This is a genomic window from Lysobacter sp. P5_B9 (assembly GCF_054049835.1).
Genome location: NZ_JBFULP010000004.1, coordinates 68335 through 84154, shown reverse-complemented (window position 1 = coordinate 84154; position 15820 = coordinate 68335). Strand labels below are relative to the sequence as shown.

Below are 15820 nucleotides of genomic sequence, written 5' to 3'. Positions count from 1 at the left end.
CGTGCGCGCACGCCGCGGCTGGCGCAGGTTCAGTGGACCAGCAGTGCCGCCCGCAGACGTGGCTTGCCATCGATGACGTCGGTCCATGCCACCACGGCGCTGCCCGCATGCAGCGCGAGTTGCGGGAAGCCGGTGCCGCGACCGCGGCCCTGCAGCTTCGCGATCTCGATGCGTTGCAGCTGGCGCGACAGGTCGAGGCTGTAGCGCGCGAGTTGCAGCGACTGGCCGTCCGCGTCCTCGCGCAGCCACGTCACCCAGGCGGCGTCGGCATCGAACGCCACATCCACACGTCCCTGCACGGCCTCGCCATGGTCGACGATTACCGGCGCCGCGAAGTGATCGCCATCGTCATGCGAACGCGCCAGCTTCAGCGTCGCCATGTCGCCCGCCGCGGTGTACCAGCCAACGACCACGTCGTTGCCGCGCGCGGCGACGGCCGGGCCATTGACCGGGCACGCGGGCATGGTCCAGTTGTCGGCATGCACCAGGCGCGGCGTGGTCCACGTGCGGCCCTGCAGGCGCGTCACCGCGATGTCGCGGATTTCCTCCGGCGTGCGGTCACGGAACGCCAGCAGCGGCCCGCGCGAGGTCAGGGCGATGTCGGTCTGGCAGCAGTCGCAGGTCATCGCGTCCACGCGCGTTTCGTCGTGGCGTTGCAGTTGCGCGTCGAACAAGGCCGCACGCAGGGTCATTGCACCGTCGTGCTCGTCGTGGGCGGCGTGTTCGTCTTCACCGGCCGATTCGCGGCCATCCAGCCAGGCGATGCCGAGCGTGTCGCGCGCCGCCGGCCACAGCGAGACGAAACCGTGCTCGGCCGGCTTGCCGTCGTCGTTCACCAGCACCGGCGGCGACCACGTGCGCCCACCATCGCCGGAGCGCACCAGGGCCACGTCGTAGGCATACGACGACGTGGCCGACTTCTGCAGCCAGTGCGCCCACAGCGCGCCATCGGCGGTGACGGCGACATGCGGAGTGTCGGCCCAGTTGACGAACCAGTCCGTGCCGGTGGCGATGGTTTGCGGCGCACTCCATTGCGCCTTGTCGAGCGCAGCGAACTTCAGCGCGTGTCCATGTGCCTGCGGCTCCACCCATGACAGCAGCAATCGGCCATCGGGCGTGGCGACGAGGTCGGGTTGCGCGGCAGCGACATCGACCGGCAGCGTCCACGGTTCAACCCGGAAGGGCGGGGGCGTCGTTGGCCGTGCCGTCGCGGGCACCGCCGCACGCTCGCGACTGCATGCGGCGAGCAGGAGCACGGCGATCGATGTCAGCACGGGATGGCATTTCATGCGCGCAGGGTAACGCGCACGGGTAGGCGAAGCGTCACCGCGGGTCGCGTGCTACTTGCCGGTCTAGGCGACGCGTTCGCGGCGCTGCCGGGTCAGATGCACCAGCAACAGGGAAATGGCGGCCGGTGTCATCCCGGGGATGCGCTGTGCCTGCCCCACCGTCTGCGGTTGCACGCGCTGCAGCTTCTGCGTGACCTCGGCCGACAGGCCGCGCACGCCGGCATAGTCGAAATCCGCGGGGATCGTGGTGCTTTCGTGGCGCTGCTGGCGCTCGATTTCCTCGCGCTGGCGGTCGAGGTAGCCCGAATACTTCACCCCGATCTCGACCTGTTCGGCCACGGCGGCATCGGCGACGGCCGGACCGAGCGAGGCGACGGCCATCAGCTTGGCGTAGTCGAGTTCCGGCCGCTTGAGCAGGTCGCGCGCACTGGTTTCTCGGGTGATCTCGATGTCGAGCGTGGCATGGATCTCGCGGCCGAGCGCGTTGTTCGGTGCCGCCCAGATGGCACCCAGGCGCGAATTCTCCATCGCGATCGCCTCGCGCTTGGCATCGAACGTTGCCCAGCGCACGTCATCGACGAGGCCGAGTTCGCGGCCCACCGGCGTCAGGCGCAGATCGGCGTTGTCCTCACGCAGCTGCAGGCGATATTCGGCGCGCGAAGTGAACATGCGGTACGGCTCGGTCGTGCCGTGCGTGATCAGGTCGTCGACCAGCACGCCAAGGTAGGCCTCGTCGCGGCGCGGCGACCAGCCTTCGAATCCGCGCACGAAGCGCGCGGCATTGACGCCCGCGAGCAGGCCCTGAGCCGCCGCTTCCTCGTAACCGGTGGTGCCGTTGATCTGGCCGGCGAAGAACAACCCTCCGATCGCCTTGGTCTCGAGCGTCGTCTTCAAGCCGCGCGGATCGAAGAAGTCGTATTCGATCGCATAGCCGGCACGGGTGATGTGCGCGCGCTCGAAGCCGCGGATCGAACGCACCAGGTCGAGCTGCACGTCGAACGGCAGCGAGGTGGAAATGCCGTTGGGATAGATCTCGGCGACGGTGAGGCCTTCGGGCTCGACGAAGATCTGGTGGCTGGCCTTCTCGGCGAAGCGCACCACCTTGTCCTCGATCGACGGGCAGTAGCGCGGGCCGATGCCTTCGATCTGGCCGGTGTACAGCGGCGAACGGTCGAGCGCGCCGCGGATGATCTCGTGCGTGCGCTCGCTGGTATGGGTGATCCAGCACGAGACCTGCGGCGGATGGTCGGCGTGCGAGCCGAGGAAGGACATGACCGGGCGCGGATCGTCGCCGGGCTGCTCCTCCATCACCGAATAGTCGAGTGTGCGGCCGTCGATGCGCGGCGGCGTGCCGGTCTTGAGCCGGTCGACCACGAACGGACCCTCGCGCAGCTTGTGCGCGAGCGCGACCGCAGGCGGATCGCCGGCGCGGCCGGCGGCGTAGGTGGTCTGGCCGACGTGGACCTTGCCGGCGAGGAAGGTGCCGGCGGTGAGCACGACCGCGGGCGCTTCGAACGTGAGTCCGGTCTGGGTGACGACGCCGGTGACCTTGCCCCCGGCGAAGACGATGTCGTCGACCGCGGACTGGAACAGGGTCAGGTTCGGCTGGTTCTCGACCGCGTGGCGGATGAAGGCGCGGTACAGCGAGCGGTCCGCCTGGCAGCGCGTCGCGCGCACCGCCGGGCCCTTGCTGGCGTTGAGCCGGCGCCACTGGATGCCGGCCGCATCGGCGGCGCGCGCCATGATGCCGCCGAGCGCGTCGATCTCCTTGACCAGGTGGCCCTTGCCGATCCCGCCGATGGCCGGGTTGCAGCTCATCGCGCCCACGGTTTCCACCGAATGCGTGAGCAGCAGCGTGCGCGCACCCGCGCGCGCCGAGGCGAGGGCAGCTTCGGTGCCGGCATGGCCGCCGCCGACCACGATCACGTCGTATTGGTAGAAGGACTGGGACAAGGCAGGTCGACCCGGGTGGGAGCGGAATTTTACTAGAGTAATCAGGTGCTTGCTGGGTGCTTGCTGGTGCCGATCGCGTCCTGGCGCGGATCGCCCGAAGTTGGCACGCATCCTGCGTTATATCCCTGCACCTCAGCGGGGCAGGCGCTAAGCGCCGGCTGGATTTGGAACAGGGGCTGGCCAAGCGCTCGCGGGGGAAGCAGGGGTCGAATGTCGGGGGACGTTCGACCCCTTTTTTATGCCCGCGCCCCGGTTTTGTGACAGCGGTCACAGTGGCCCGGAGACCACGGTCAGGTTTCGCGTGCCAGACAGGCGGGAGCGGGGGCGGCGCTCGGGCCGCGGCGGCATCCGCAAGAAAGGGAGCCGGCGTCCAACGAAGGCGGAACAGGGGGGATCCGGGATTCTTCGTCGGACGCCGACATCGGCGCTTGCCACCTTTCACTGTGCCTGCAGCGTCTAAATGCGACGCAACCGGTCAGTGGTTGCAGCTTGCCGTCACTGCTGGGGCAACGCAAGCCTCCTGCGGCGCGGTTTTGTGACGCGATGCCTGCCTGCGCGAAGTCGGCTCAGGGCTCCTGCGTCGTGCCCGACTCGTGCCGCCGGCTCTCCTGCGCGCGCTTGATCACCTGCTGCATCCGTGACCCATTGCCGCTGCTTTCATGGCGCGGGGTCACTGTCTGGGTCGGCTGCTGCGGCTGCGGTCGTTGCTGGATCGTGCCCTGGGTCTGCAGTGCGGAGCCTGCGACTTCACCGAAGCGCCGGTGGCGGTTGAAGTCGCGCCACGGCGGCGGGTTGTTGTCGTCGTGGCCGTGGCCGTCCCCTGGCTGCGGTCCGGTCACCGGCGGCGGGTTCTGGTGGTGGTTGTGGCCGTGGCCGTGGTTGTGGTGCTGGTAGTAATCGGGGCGGTACGGATAGTTGTAGTAGCGGTACGGTGAATACCCGTAGCCATATGGATAGCTGTAGCCATAGGGATGGCCGTAGCCATACGGGTAGCCGTAGCCATAGGGATAGCTGTAGCCGTAGGGGTAGCCGTAACCCTGCGGATAGCCGTAGCCATAGCGGTACTGGACGCTGGGCTGGCCGTAGTAATAACCGTCGCCGTAGCCATAGCCAGCGCTCACGCAGCCGCCGAGCAGGCCCACGAGCGCGGCCGGAAGAAGAAGTTTGCGGATCATGTCGGAACCCCCCGGGGTGTGCCGTCAGCTTCCGGCCGGCGCTTTGAACTCGCGCTTAACTCAAACGGCCTGCGCGCCACGTCGACCCATCCGGGGGGCGGCCACGCTAGCATCTGCACGATGAGCATTGCCCCCCACCCCAGCACTTCCGTGCCGAGCTTGCCTGGCTTCGACGACGTCCTGGCCGCGGCCGCACGCATCGCGCCGCACGTGCACCACACGCCGGTGCTGCGGTCGCGTTCGCTGGACGAGCTGGCGGGCTGCGAGCTGCACTTCAAGGCCGAGCACCTGCAGCGCGCGGGCGCGTTCAAGTTCCGGGGGGCATGCAATGCGGTGTGGTCGTTGCGGGAGGACATCGCCGCGCGGGGTGTGGTGACGCATTCCTCCGGCAACCACGGCGCCGCGCTCGCGCTCGCCGCGCGCACCCGTGGCATCCCCTGCCACGTTGTGGTGCCGGAAAACGCGGTGGCCGCCAAGGTCGCCGCGATCCGGGCCTACGGCGCGACGCTGCACTACTGCGCCCCGACCATCGCCGCGCGTGAGGCGGCCTGCGCTGCCGTGCAGGCCGACACCGGGGCGGAACTCGTGCATCCCTATGCCGACCCGCGCGTGATCGCGGGCCAGGGCACGGCGGCGCTGGAGTTGCTCGGCCACAACGGCGGTTTCGATGCCCTGGTCACGCCGCTGGGCGGAGGCGGCCTGCTGAGTGGCACCGCAATCACCACGGCGGCGGTGTCGCGGACGACGCGCGTGTTCGGCGCCGAGCCCACGGGTGCGGCCGACGCCTTCCAGTCCCTGCAGCGCGGCGAACGCGTCACCGAGCTGGTGCCCGATACGATCTGCGACGGCCTGCGCGGCCTGCTGGGTGCTCCGAATTTCGCTCTGCTGCGCCAGCATCGCGTCGAGGTGCTGCTTGCCGACGACGCCGCGACGCTGGGCGCGCTGCGGTTGTTCTGGCAGCGCACCAAGCAGCTGATCGAACCCTCGTCCGCGGTCGCGCTCGCGGCCGTGCTGGCGCACCGCGAACACTTCGCCGGGCGCCGCGTCGGCGTGATCCTGTCGGGCGGCAACATCGATCTGGAAGCCCTGGCGGGGATGCTCGCGCGCGACTGACGTTGCGGCATTCCCGCTGTTGTGTGCAGCATGTAACGAAGTGTTCGTACCGTCCTGCGTTTCTCCGCCCTTCGTCGCGAGTCCGCATGCCCCGATCCCTGCGTTCGCTGCTGCCCCGGCCTGGTGTGCTCTGGATCGCCGTGCTGGCGATCGTGCTTGCGCTCGGATTCCTCGGCTCGCGCGGAATATGGGATCCCGATGAAGGCCGCTACACCAACGTCGCGCTGAACATGCTCGACAGCGGCGACTGGTTGAATCCGCGCCGCAACGACGAGGTCGGCCACTGGACCAAGCCGCCGCTCACCTACTGGGCGATCGCTGCAAGCGTCGCCACGCTTGGACAGACCCCGTTTGCCGCGCGCTTGCCGTCGGCGCTCTCCTATCTGCTGTGCGTGTGGCTGGCCTGGCGCATTGCCCGCAGGCTCGCGCCGGGCACTGAGGCCACTGCAGCCGTGGCCTACGCGACGATGCCCTTCACCGTCGGCGCCGCGCAGATGATCACTACCGACTACGTCCTGTCGGCGTGTACCGGCGTAGCGATGTGGGCCTTCGTCGAGGCGCGGCTGGGAGACGGCGCGTATCCGCGGCGCTGGATGGCCCTGATGTGGGTTGCGTTCGCGCTGGCCTTCCTCACCAAGGGGCCGCCGGCGCTGGTCCATCTGCTCGCCGCCCTCGCCTTCGATCGGCTGATGCCCGATCACGGCCGCAGCCGGGTGTTCCAGCTGTCCGGATTGCTGCTGTTCGCCCTGCTGGCGCTGCCCTGGTACGCCGCGGTGATGGTCAATCATCCCGGGCTGTTCCGCTATTTCATCGGCGACGAAGTGGTCAATCGCGTCACCACCAATGAATTCGGCCGGCACGGCGAATGGTATGGCTGGCTGGCCATCTACGGCCCGACGCTGCTGGTGGGCACGCTGCCATGGACGCCGACGTTGTGGCGGTGGCTGCGCGCGTTGCCGGCGCAGGTGCGGGGATGGCGCGACGGGCCAGGGCGCGAGCGTGATGCAGCCGGATTGATGCTGCTGGCTTGGCTGCTGTTGCCGTTGCTGGTGTTCTGCCTCGCGCGCTCGCGCCTGCCGCTGTACATCCTGCCGCTGTTCCTGCCACTGGCGGTCATCGTGGCCAGGCAGCGCGGCGTAGAGCGGCGTGCGTTGTCATGGCGGCCCCTGCTCGCATGGGCGGTAGTCCTGCTGGCCCTGAAGTTCGCGGCGTCGTTGTGGCCGACGCACAAGGACGCCTCTGCGTGGGCCCGCGCGATCAATGAGCGCACGGGCGGGCGCGTGACCGAGCTGATGTTCGTCGAGGACATGGCCCGATACGGCCTGCACCTGCACCTGGATGCCGAGGTCGAAAAGATCTCGCTGGAACCGACGCAGCAGTCGGCCTTCAATCCCGAGTACGACGAGACGCTCGCGCAGGAGCTGGCCGAGCACGAGCCAGGCGGCGCGGTGTGGATCTGCAAGCAGGAGCTGTGGCCGCAACTGCAGCAACGCATCGCCGCGCAGGGCTATCGCACCACGGTGCTGGGTGCGCCGTACCAGGGCCGGGTGATCTTCCGCGTGATACGGGAATAGGCGGGACGGTCAGGCGCCGCGATCGCTGCGCAGTTCCTGCATCGCATGCTTGTCGCCCGCTGCCGCCCGCGCCGCGACCACGCTGAAGGCGACGATGCCGGCACCGACGAGGATCGCGCCCCACAGCGTGATTCCGCGCGGCCACGCTTCGCCCAGCCAGGACACGCCGATCAGGGTGGCGAACAGGATTTCCGCCGCCTGCATCGCTTCGGCCGCCGCCAGCGCGCTGGGGTCGTTGCGCACCATGCCGGTCGCCTGGAAGAACAGCACGGTGGCGATCACGCCCGCACCCAGCGCGACGCCGGCGGCGAGCAGCACCTGGCCGGGCGGTGGCGTGCCTTCGGTCGCGAATGCATACGCCGTCACCGCCCACCACATCGGTTGGCTCGCCAGGGTCATGCCGAATACGCGCTGGGTCGCATTGAGTTCGGTGCCCGTGCGCTCCAGGTGCAACAGCAGGCCGCGGTTGCCGAGCGGATAGGCGAATGCACTCACCGCCACCGCGAGCAGGGCGAGCCAGGCCTTGCGATCGAGGTGTCCGCTACCGTAACCCTCCTGCATCAGCAGCACACCGGCGATGACCACCAGACCCGCCGCGAAGGCGGGCACGGGAATGCGCGCACGCGCGTCGTCGTAGAGGAACGGCGCGCACAGCATCCCGGCGATCACGGTGAGCTGGAAGGTGCCGGCCACCAGCCAGGACGGCCCGCTGTTCGCGGCGAAACTGAGCAGCAGGTAGAACAGCACGAAGCCGACCCCGCTCCACAGCAGCCACGGCCCCGGATGCGCGCGGATCGCCCGCCAGACCGGCTTCACGCCGCCCTGCCACGGCATCACCGCCAGCATGATGGGCAGGGTGATCAGGTAGCGCAGCGCCGCGGTCCAGATCCAGTGCCCGCCCGCGTTGGCCGCGGCCCGGTTGAGCAGGTAGGTGCAGGTGAAGAACAGCGCCGACAACAGCGCGATGCCGACCGCCGCAAGCGCGACGCCGCGGGCGGAGCGGTTCACCCGCGCCTCCGGATCGGGATCTTCGCCACCGGCACCGCGACTTCATCGATGCCGCCGAGGCGGATCGGGGTGCCCGGCTGCGGACCCCAGGCATGCGCGGTGATCACTTCCCACGTCGCCGGCAATTTGCCGTCGCGGCGCAGCGGCTCGTAGCCCTGCGCCGCGCGGGCGAAGCGTTCGCGCCCGGTGAGGCTGCGGCGGCGCGTGCTCAGCGCATTGGTTGCGCCGAGCGTGCGCAGTTCGCGCATCAGGTCGCCGAGGGTGGAGTGCTGCAGGCGGAACTCGTCGCGGTCCAGCACTGGATCCTTGAAACCGGCCGCGATCAGCGCATCGCCGAACTGCGCGATCGACGCGAACGGACTCACGTGCGGTGCGCTGTCGGCGTGGCCGAAGGCTTCGCGAAGTTCCCACAGCGTGTCGGGTCCGAACGTCGACAGCACCATCAGGCCATCCGGCTTCAACACGCGGCGGAAGCCGGCGAACACGGCGGGCAGGTCTTCGACCCATTGCAGGCACAGGTTGGAGAACAGCACGTCGACGCAGCCGTCGGCCAGCGGCAGCGCGCGCGCATCGGCGCACAGCGCTTGCGGACGCTGCTTGAACGGGCGCCAGCCGCCGGCGTTGTGCCGGGTCTCGCGCAGCATCGGCAGGGCCAGGTCGAGCGCGAGCACCTGCGCCTTGGGCCAGCGTTGTTGCATCTGCGCCGTCGCATGGCCCGGGCCGCAGCCGACGTCGAGCACCACCTGCGGCGTGCGCGCCTTGCCGCCGGGAGTCTCGCGCTGGGCACGCTCGTCGAAGTAGTCGAGCGATTCCAGCAGGCGCGCGCCCACTTCACGCTGCAGGCTGGCGGCGTCGTCGTAGTGGTGCGCGGCACGCGAGAAGGCGCGGCGGACCTGGCGGTGGTCGAACAGTTCGCTCATGCGGTGCGGCTATTGTGGGGGGCGTTGGGGGAAGACGCTTTGCCGGTCGCGCCGGGCTAGGGCAGTTGCTGCATGAAGCGGTCGATCTCGTGCGCGACTTCGTCGGCCGCGCCGAGGAACGGCGCATGGCCGGCATTGGCGATCACCGCGCTGCGTGCGTTCGGCGCCAGCAGTGCGGCCGCCGGCATCGCGCCCGCGGGCACCAGGCGGTCCCGGCGGCCGGACAGCCACAGGCTGGGCACGCGCAGCATCGCCAGCTCGTCGCGCAGGTCGAGGCGATCCAGCAGCTGCAGGCCTTCCAGCAGTGTGCGCGCCGCGGGTTCGCCGCGTTCGAAGGCCTGCGCGCGCAGGCTGCGCAACTCCTCCTGCGCATGCGCGGAGCCGAGCGCTTCCAGGGCGAGGAAACCTTCCAGCGTCCCGCGGAAATCCTTTGCCAACGCTTCGCCGAAGTCGCGGAACAACTGCGAGCCGACGCCGTGCTTCCAGTCCTCTCCGACGACGAAGCGCGGCGACGAGGCAACCATGATCAGGCCGCGCACCGCATGCGGATGGTCGAGCGCGGCGCGCAGCGCGAACTGGCCGCCCAGCGACCAGCCCAGCCACGCGGCATCGGGCACGCGCGCCACCAGTTCGGCGGCCAGGCTTTCGGGCACCAGTGGCGTGGCGTCATCGCGGGCGTAGCCGTGGCCGGGCAGGTCGATGAGATGCAGCGTGTAGCGGTCGCCCAGCCGCTCGGCCAGCGGCGCGAACAGGCCGCCGTGCATCGCCCAGCCATGAATGAGTGCAAGCGCGGGACCATTGCCGCGCGTTTCGACGTACATCGTCAGTCCTCAGAGCTGCGCCGGGCGCAGCTTCCTGGTGGCGCAGGCGCTCAACGCAGCATTTCGGCGACGCGCGCCTCGGCCTCGGCCTTGTCGCGCGCGCGTCCCAGCGCATCCACCAGCCCGTCGACATCGGCGTGCGTATGCAGCGCCGACAGGGTGACGCGCAGGCGGGCACGGCCCTCGGGCACGGTCGGCGGCCGGATGGCCGCGACCCAGTAGCCGCGTTGCTCGAGCGTCGCCGACATCGACAACGCGCGCGTATCGCTGCCGCACATCACAGGCTGGATCGGCGTTTCCGACGGCAGCAGCACCAGGCCAGCCCGGTCCCCACGTTCGCGGAAATGCGCGATCAGGTCGTAGAGCTTGCCGCGGCGCCAGTCCTCGCTGCGTGCCAGCTTCACCGCGGCCAGCGTCGCGGCGGCCTGCGCCGGCGGCAATGCCGTGGTGTAGATGTAGGGACGCGCGGTCTGCGCGAGGTGCTCGATCAGGTCGGCGTCACCGACCACCGCCGCGCCGTAGCCGCCGAGTGCCTTGCCCAGCGTGACCAGCTGCAGCGGCACCTGTTCGGTGGTGAGCTGCGCTTCGGCGACGCTGCCGCGGCCGTCGGGACCGACCACGCCGACGCCGTGCGCATCGTCGACGTACATCAGCGCCTTCTGCACGCGCGCCGCCAGCGCGAGTTCACGCAGCGGCGCGATGTCGCCATCCATGCTGAAGACGCCATCGGTGGCGAGCATCGCAACGCCGTCGGTGGATTCGCGCATCAGGCGCAGTGCGCCGCTGGCGTCGCCGTGCGGATAGCGGCGCAACTTGCAGCCGGACAGGCGGGCCGCGTCGATGAGGCTGGCGTGGTTGAGGCGGTCCTGCACGCAGATGTCGCCGTCGCCAAGCAGCGCCTGCATCACCGCGAGGTTGGCCATGAAGCCGCTGCCGAACAGCAGCGCGCGCGGCGCGCCGAGCCAGTCTGCGAGTTCCTTCTCCAGCGCCACGTGCATCGCATGGTGGCCGCAGACGAGGTGCGAGGCGACGCCGCCGGCGCCCTCGCGCGAAGCCGCATCCTGCAGTGCATTGATCACGGCGAAATGCTGCGACAGGCCGAGGTAGTCGTTGCTGCAGAAATTCAGCAGCTTGCGGGGCGTGCCGTTCGAGTCCAGGACTTCCACGCGCGCACCGTCGCGGTGCGTGGCCGTGCGTAGCACGCGCACGCGCGACGCGGCGACGCGCTCGGCACGTGCCGTCGCAATGCGATCACGCCATGACGCACGCGCCATCTCAGACCACCGCGCAGGAAATTTTGTCGCGGGCAGCGACGCCCGTGGTTTCGAGAATATCGGCGTGCACGGTCTCCCCCTGTTCAATGACCGGCATGGGCATGAGGCCCAGACGGTTGAACAATGCCATATCGCGCTCGGTGTCGGGGTTGCCGGTCGTCAGCAATTTCTCGCCGTAGAAGATGGAGTTCGCGCCGGCGAGGAAGCACAACGCCTGCAATTCATCGGACATCGTTTCGCGGCCCGCGGACAGACGCACCATCGACTTCGGCATGAGGATGCGCGCAATTGCGATGGTGCGCACAAATTCGAAGGGGTCGAGCTGCGCGGTGCCGGCCAACGGCGTGCCTTCGACCTGCACCAGGCGATTGATCGGCACCGAGTCCGGATGCGCCGGCAGGTTGGCCAGCGTCTGCAGCAGGCCGGCGCGCTGTTCACGCTGCTCGCCCATGCCGACGATGCCGCCGCAGCAGGTCTTCATGCCGACGTCGCGCACGTGGCCCAGCGTGTCGAGGCGGTCCTGGTATTCGCGGGTGTGGATGACCTCGCCGTAGAACTCGGGCGCGGTGTCGAGGTTGTGGTTGTAGTAGTCGAGGCCGGCGTCCTTGAGCGCGCGCGCCTGTTCACCCGACAGCATGCCCAGCGTCGCGCAGGTCTCCAGGCCGAGCGCTTTCACCTCGGCGATCATGGCGGCGACCTTGGGGATGTCGCGGTCCTTCGGCGAACGCCATGCCGCGCCCATGCAGAAGCGGCTGGCGCCGGCGGCCTTGGCCTGCTTCGCCTTCTCCACCACCGCTTCGGTCGCCATCAGCTTCGTCGCGTCCACCCCGGTGTGGTAGCGCGCGGCCTGCGGGCAATAGCCGCAGTCCTCCGGGCAACCGCCGGTCTTGATCGAGAGCAGGGTGCTGACCTGCACCTGGGCCGGATCGAAATGGGTGCGGTGGACCGTGCCGGCACGGTGCAGCAGCTCCGGGAAGGGCAGGTCGAAGAGGGCGCGGACTTCTTCGCGGCTCCAGTCGTGGCGGAGCGGGGAAGCGGGGGAGTCACTGACGGCAGGCATGGGAGTTTTCCGACAGACGTGGGCAGACCGGGCGGGCAGTCTGGAAACCATGGCCAGCGCTGTCAACCAAATAGGGGTGCATCGGGTTGACGGCGACCCACATCCCACCAGTGAGCCCGGCTGCGAGCCCGCCTCGCTGCGCCGGCGCCTGGGACATTGGCTCCGGGTCGATGCCGCCCACCTGCTCTGGCCCAGTCGCTGCCTGTCCTGCGACGCCCCCGGTCTCGACGGCCTGGACCTGTGCGCTGCCTGCGTCGCGGCCCTGCCCTGGAACCGCCGGGCCTGTCCGCGCTGTGCCCTGCCCCTGCCGGCTCCGGACGTCTGTGGCGGGTGCCTGCACGACGCGGCCGTCCTGGCCCGGCGCGGCCGGGTTCCGGTGCTGGATGGCGTCCATGCCAGCTTCGTGTATGCCGCCCCGCTCGACCGGCTGCTGCCACGCTTCAAGTTCCATGGCGACCTGCCTGCCGGGGCGCTGCTGTCGCAACTGCTAGCGGAAACGGCCGCCACCCGGCCGCGACCGGACGCGCTGGTGCCGCTGCCCCTTCACCGGGCCCGACTGCGCCGGCGCGGTTACGACCAGGCGCTCGAACTTGCACGTCCGCTCGCCCGCGCGCTGGACCTGCCCTTGTGCGGCGACCTGCTCCTGCGCGTGCGGGCCACCGCACCGCAGTCGGAGCTCAGCGCCGGCGCGCGGCGACGCAATGTGCAGGGGGCGTTTGCGGTCCGCACCGGCAGGCCGTTGCCCGCGCACGTGGTGCTGGTCGACGACGTGATGACCACGGGTGCGACGCTGCGCGCTGCGGCCACGGCGCTCAAGCGTGCAGGTGTGCAGTGCGTGGAGGCCTGGGTCTGCGCGCGCGTGCCGTGATGGCCGGGGCGCCTGATGTTCGCGCTCCACTTCCTGCGCGTGCGCTGCACCGGCGTAGCCAACGACAGCATCAAGTGCGGAAGAAGTCGGCGCATGCCGCAAAAAAAACCGGCGGCAGCCTCCCCCAAGGCTGCCGCCGGTCCCCCTTTCGGGGCTCTTGCTTCAGAACTCCTGCGAGAAGCGCACGCCGAAGGTGCGCGGCTGGTTGGTGACGGTATAGACCTGGCCGTTGGGATATTCCGGTACGACGCCGGCTGCACCGCAGACGGTCTCGGCGCAGTTCGTGAACCGGTTGATCTGGGCGCGTTCGTCGAACACGTTGTTGACGTACACGCTCAGCGACCAGCTGTTCTTGCTGATGCCGGCGGAAAGGTCCGCCGTGGTGTAGGCAGGAAGGTCACCGAGGATGCCGCGCTCGAGCAGGCGCAGGTCCGACTTGCGATCACCGACATGGACCACGGCTCCCTGCACGAAGGAGTCGAAGCTGCCGATGTTGAAGTTGTAGCGCGCGATCAGGTTGCCCTTGAACTTCGGCGTGACCGGCAGTTGTGTGCCGTCCGGCGCTTCAGGATCCGGGCAGTCGGTAACCGGATTGCCATTGTCATCGGTGAAGCCGCAATAGTTCTCCGTCAGCTTGGCGTCGTAGAACGCTGCGCCCGCACCCAGTTGCAGGTTGTAGGTGGCCGCCCAGTTCACGTCCATTTCCAGGCCGTCGATGCTGGCCTGGTTGGCGTTCTTGATCTCCGTGAGGCCGTTGGCACCGAGGATGCTGAACTGGAAGTCCTTCCACTCCTGATGGAACAACGAGCCATTGAAGGTCAGGCGGTTTTCGCCCCAGCTGGTTTTCCAGCCCACCTCATAGTTGGTGAGGTAATCGGACAGATACGGCGGCAGGGTGCCGCGGCGGTTGATGCCACCGGGCCGGTAGCCCTCGGACCAGGTGCCATAGATCATCTTGGTGGGCGTGATCTGCCAGGTCAGGTTCGCCTTGCCAAGATTGCCGCTTTCCTTGACCTCCTTGTCGAACACCTCGCAGGGCGCGCCATTGAATGACGGCCAGTTCGCGGGGTCGGGCCCGAACTGGGCGACGCACACGGCTTCGCCATAGCTCGAGTTCGGAGACCAGCCCGCACTGAAGCCGAAGAAGCCCTTCAGGCTGTTGTCCGAACGGAAATAGCGCCCGCCGATCGTGCCGATGAGCGTGTCGGGAATGAAGTCGTACGACACCTCGCCGAAGATGGCTTCGTCGTGGTCTTCGCGCTCCTGCTTGGTGAGCCAGATGGTGTTGGGCCAGCCATGGATGGAAAACGCATCAGCGAAACCGTCGATCTTGTAGCGCTGCTGGATGTCGTGCTTCTGCGTTTCCCAGAACAGCCCGGCGGTGAGGCGCAAGCGGTCCTCGCTGGGAGAGCTCAGGCGCAGTTCGTGGCTGTCCTTCTTGTACCGGTCCTTGCCCTGGATGTACTGCGACGGGTTGATGAAGTCGCCGTTGTCGTTGTAGGCGCTGTAGGAATACAGCGTGTCGTACCAGAAGCCGTAGTCGTTGTAGTCGGAGTCGACATCGTCGTTGCGCTTGAGGTGGGCGTAGGCGTAGGTGAGATCGAAATTGCCGATCTTGCCCTGCACGGTGAGCGCGGCCTGCCACCAGTTGTCTTCCGAGCGCTCCTTGTAGAAGTGGGTCAGGGCGAGATCGCCGACTTCCTCGTCGAAGGCGAAGTTGCCGTTGGCAACCGCGTTCTGCCCCATGAGCGTCGGCGTGATGGACCAGTTCTCGTTGAGGTCCACCTTCAATGCCAGGCGCGCACCGGTGGTGTCGACGTCGTTGTAATCGTCTTCGGCCCGGCCGGTGCAGACGAGTTGGGCCGTGGAGGTGCACTTGCGATTGGTCAGCACGCCGCCCCAACTGGCCGGGACGTCGTCGCTGGGATCGGCCGGGGTGCCGCCGTCATCGATGCGGATCGGGAACTGGCGGTCGCCCGGCTTGTTGTCGATGTAGCCGGCGTCGTGCTGGTTCCAACCGACGAGGCGAATCGCTGCCGTGTCCGTCAAGGGGATGTTGACGAAGCCCTCTTCCACGTGGCCGATGCCACCATGGCTGACGCTGTTGAGTTCAAGCGCGTAACCGGCGGCGAATCCGCTCGGATCGGGCTTGTTGGTGATGACGCGCAGCGCACCGGCCTGGGCGCTGGCGCCGTACAGCGTGCCCTGCGGACCGGAAAGGGCTTCCACGCGGGCCACGTCATAGATGTGGAGGTCCAGCGGGCCCTGGATGGTGGTGACCGGCTGCTCGTCCAGGTAGACGCCCACGCTCGGCAGGGAGCCGGAATGGTTGCCGTCGCCGCCGCTGGCCACGCCGCGCATGTAGATCTGGGCGAAGCCGGGGCCGAATGTCTGGTAGGACACGCTGGGAAGGAATTTGACGTAGTCGTCGAAGTCCGTGACGTTGAGTTCGTCCAACTTCTCCTCGCCCAGGACCTCCAGGCTGATCGGCACCTTCTGCAGGTTCTCGGTGCGCTTCTGCGCGGTAACGGTGACGGCCTCCAGCGTCGCGGTCCTCTGCGGGGCTGGCGCAGCCGGTGCCGGAGTCGCCTGCGCCTGCGGCGCCTGCGCGTCCTGCGGAGCAGCCGCCTCCTGCGCGTAGGCCGCCGTGCTGACGGCGAAGCAGATCGCCGCGGCCAGCGGCAGCCTGCTCAATGCGCGGCGACTGCCGGATGTCTTGCCTGATCTTCTGGAACGATGCATCGGTCTCCCTCTCCCCTCGGTTG

Annotated in this window: 12 protein-coding genes; 3 read left to right on the top strand and 9 right to left on the bottom strand. The window is 68.6% G+C overall.

The window, feature by feature from the left end:
• Nucleotides 1–29: 29 nt before the first annotated feature.
• The 3 genes from ACXJJ9_RS09810 to ACXJJ9_RS09800 all read right to left on the bottom strand — a co-directional run bounded on the left by ACXJJ9_RS09810 (nucleotide 30) and on the right by ACXJJ9_RS09800 (nucleotide 4417).
• Nucleotides 30–1289 (bottom strand): sialidase family protein, encoded by a 1260-nt coding sequence (locus ACXJJ9_RS09810; RefSeq protein ID WP_457097008.1) that lies wholly within the window; start codon nucleotides 1287–1289, stop codon nucleotides 30–32.
• Between the two features lie 63 nt (nucleotides 1290–1352).
• Entirely contained in the window at nucleotides 1353–3242 is a 1890-nt protein-coding gene (gene mnmG / locus ACXJJ9_RS09805; RefSeq protein ID WP_457097007.1) for a tRNA uridine-5-carboxymethylaminomethyl(34) synthesis enzyme MnmG, read from the bottom strand.
• 566 nt (nucleotides 3243–3808) lie between these two features.
• Nucleotides 3809–4417, bottom strand: a complete 609-nt coding sequence (locus ACXJJ9_RS09800; protein WP_457097006.1) for a hypothetical protein — start codon at nucleotides 4415–4417, stop codon at nucleotides 3809–3811.
• A 120-nt stretch (nucleotides 4418–4537) separates the two neighbouring features.
• Here ACXJJ9_RS09800 and ACXJJ9_RS09795 point away from each other — a divergent pair, with 120 nt between their 5' ends.
• Together ACXJJ9_RS09795 and ACXJJ9_RS09790 are read left to right on the top strand one after the other, a co-directional pair.
• Complete coding sequence (locus ACXJJ9_RS09795) at nucleotides 4538–5530, top strand: pyridoxal-phosphate dependent enzyme (protein ID WP_457097005.1); 993 nt, start codon at nucleotides 4538–4540, stop codon at nucleotides 5528–5530.
• A gap of 86 nt (nucleotides 5531–5616) precedes the next feature.
• Nucleotides 5617–7104, top strand: coding sequence for a glycosyltransferase family 39 protein (locus ACXJJ9_RS09790; RefSeq protein ID WP_457097004.1), 1488 nt, complete (start codon nucleotides 5617–5619; stop codon nucleotides 7102–7104).
• A 9-nt stretch (nucleotides 7105–7113) separates the two neighbouring features.
• Here the strand turns inward: ACXJJ9_RS09790 and ACXJJ9_RS09785 are convergent, their stop codons facing one another.
• The 5 genes from ACXJJ9_RS09785 to bioB are packed head-to-tail and all read right to left on the bottom strand — an operon-like array spanning nucleotide 7114 to nucleotide 12187.
• Nucleotides 7114–8112, bottom strand: a complete 999-nt coding sequence (locus tag ACXJJ9_RS09785; RefSeq protein ID WP_457097003.1) for a multidrug resistance efflux transporter family protein — start codon at nucleotides 8110–8112, stop codon at nucleotides 7114–7116.
• Entirely contained in the window at nucleotides 8109–9032 is a 924-nt protein-coding gene (bioC, locus tag ACXJJ9_RS09780) for a malonyl-ACP O-methyltransferase BioC (protein WP_457097002.1), read from the bottom strand. Before bioC ends, ACXJJ9_RS09785 begins: the two co-directional genes overlap by 4 nt.
• Before the next feature lie 56 nt (nucleotides 9033–9088).
• Nucleotides 9089–9853 carry a pimeloyl-ACP methyl ester esterase BioH gene (gene bioH / locus ACXJJ9_RS09775; protein WP_457097001.1) on the bottom strand — a complete coding sequence of 255 codons (765 nt, stop codon included), beginning with the start codon at nucleotides 9851–9853 and terminating at the stop codon, nucleotides 9089–9091.
• A 50-nt stretch (nucleotides 9854–9903) separates the two neighbouring features.
• On the bottom strand, nucleotides 9904–11127 hold the full coding sequence (bioF, locus tag ACXJJ9_RS09770) for an 8-amino-7-oxononanoate synthase (protein ID WP_457097000.1): 1224 nt from the start codon (nucleotides 11125–11127) through the stop codon (nucleotides 9904–9906).
• 1 nt (nucleotide 11128) lies between these two features.
• Entirely contained in the window at nucleotides 11129–12187 is a 1059-nt protein-coding gene (bioB, locus tag ACXJJ9_RS09765; protein WP_457096999.1) for a biotin synthase BioB, read from the bottom strand.
• 49 nt (nucleotides 12188–12236) lie between these two features.
• On the opposite strand from bioB, the gene ACXJJ9_RS09760 reads away from it, so the two are divergent.
• Complete coding sequence (locus ACXJJ9_RS09760; RefSeq protein ID WP_457096998.1) at nucleotides 12237–13055, top strand: ComF family protein; 819 nt, start codon at nucleotides 12237–12239, stop codon at nucleotides 13053–13055.
• A 162-nt stretch (nucleotides 13056–13217) separates the two neighbouring features.
• Here ACXJJ9_RS09760 and ACXJJ9_RS09755 read toward each other — a convergent pair whose 3' ends face one another.
• Complete coding sequence (locus ACXJJ9_RS09755) at nucleotides 13218–15797, bottom strand: TonB-dependent receptor (protein ID WP_457096997.1); 2580 nt, start codon at nucleotides 15795–15797, stop codon at nucleotides 13218–13220.
• Nucleotides 15798–15820 lie beyond the last annotated feature (23 nt).

Coding starts and splice junctions, on each gene's coding strand:
- ACXJJ9_RS09810 (WP_457097008.1), bottom strand. CDS start 1,289: ATGAAATGCCATCCCGTGCTGACATCGATCGCCGTGCTCCTGCTCGCC.
- ACXJJ9_RS09800 (WP_457097006.1), bottom strand. CDS start 4,417: ATGATCCGCAAACTTCTTCTTCCGGCCGCGCTCGTGGGCCTGCTCGGC.
- ACXJJ9_RS09795 (WP_457097005.1), top strand. CDS start 4,538: ATGAGCATTGCCCCCCACCCCAGCACTTCCGTGCCGAGCTTGCCTGGC.
- ACXJJ9_RS09790 (WP_457097004.1), top strand. CDS start 5,617: ATGCCCCGATCCCTGCGTTCGCTGCTGCCCCGGCCTGGTGTGCTCTGG.
- bioC (WP_457097002.1), bottom strand. CDS start 9,032: ATGAGCGAACTGTTCGACCACCGCCAGGTCCGCCGCGCCTTCTCGCGT.
- bioH (WP_457097001.1), bottom strand. CDS start 9,853: ATGTACGTCGAAACGCGCGGCAATGGTCCCGCGCTTGCACTCATTCAT.
- bioF (WP_457097000.1), bottom strand. CDS start 11,127: ATGGCGCGTGCGTCATGGCGTGATCGCATTGCGACGGCACGTGCCGAG.
- bioB (WP_457096999.1), bottom strand. CDS start 12,187: ATGCCTGCCGTCAGTGACTCCCCCGCTTCCCCGCTCCGCCACGACTGG.
- ACXJJ9_RS09760 (WP_457096998.1), top strand. CDS start 12,237: ATGGCCAGCGCTGTCAACCAAATAGGGGTGCATCGGGTTGACGGCGAC.
- ACXJJ9_RS09755 (WP_457096997.1), bottom strand. CDS start 15,797: ATGCATCGTTCCAGAAGATCAGGCAAGACATCCGGCAGTCGCCGCGCA.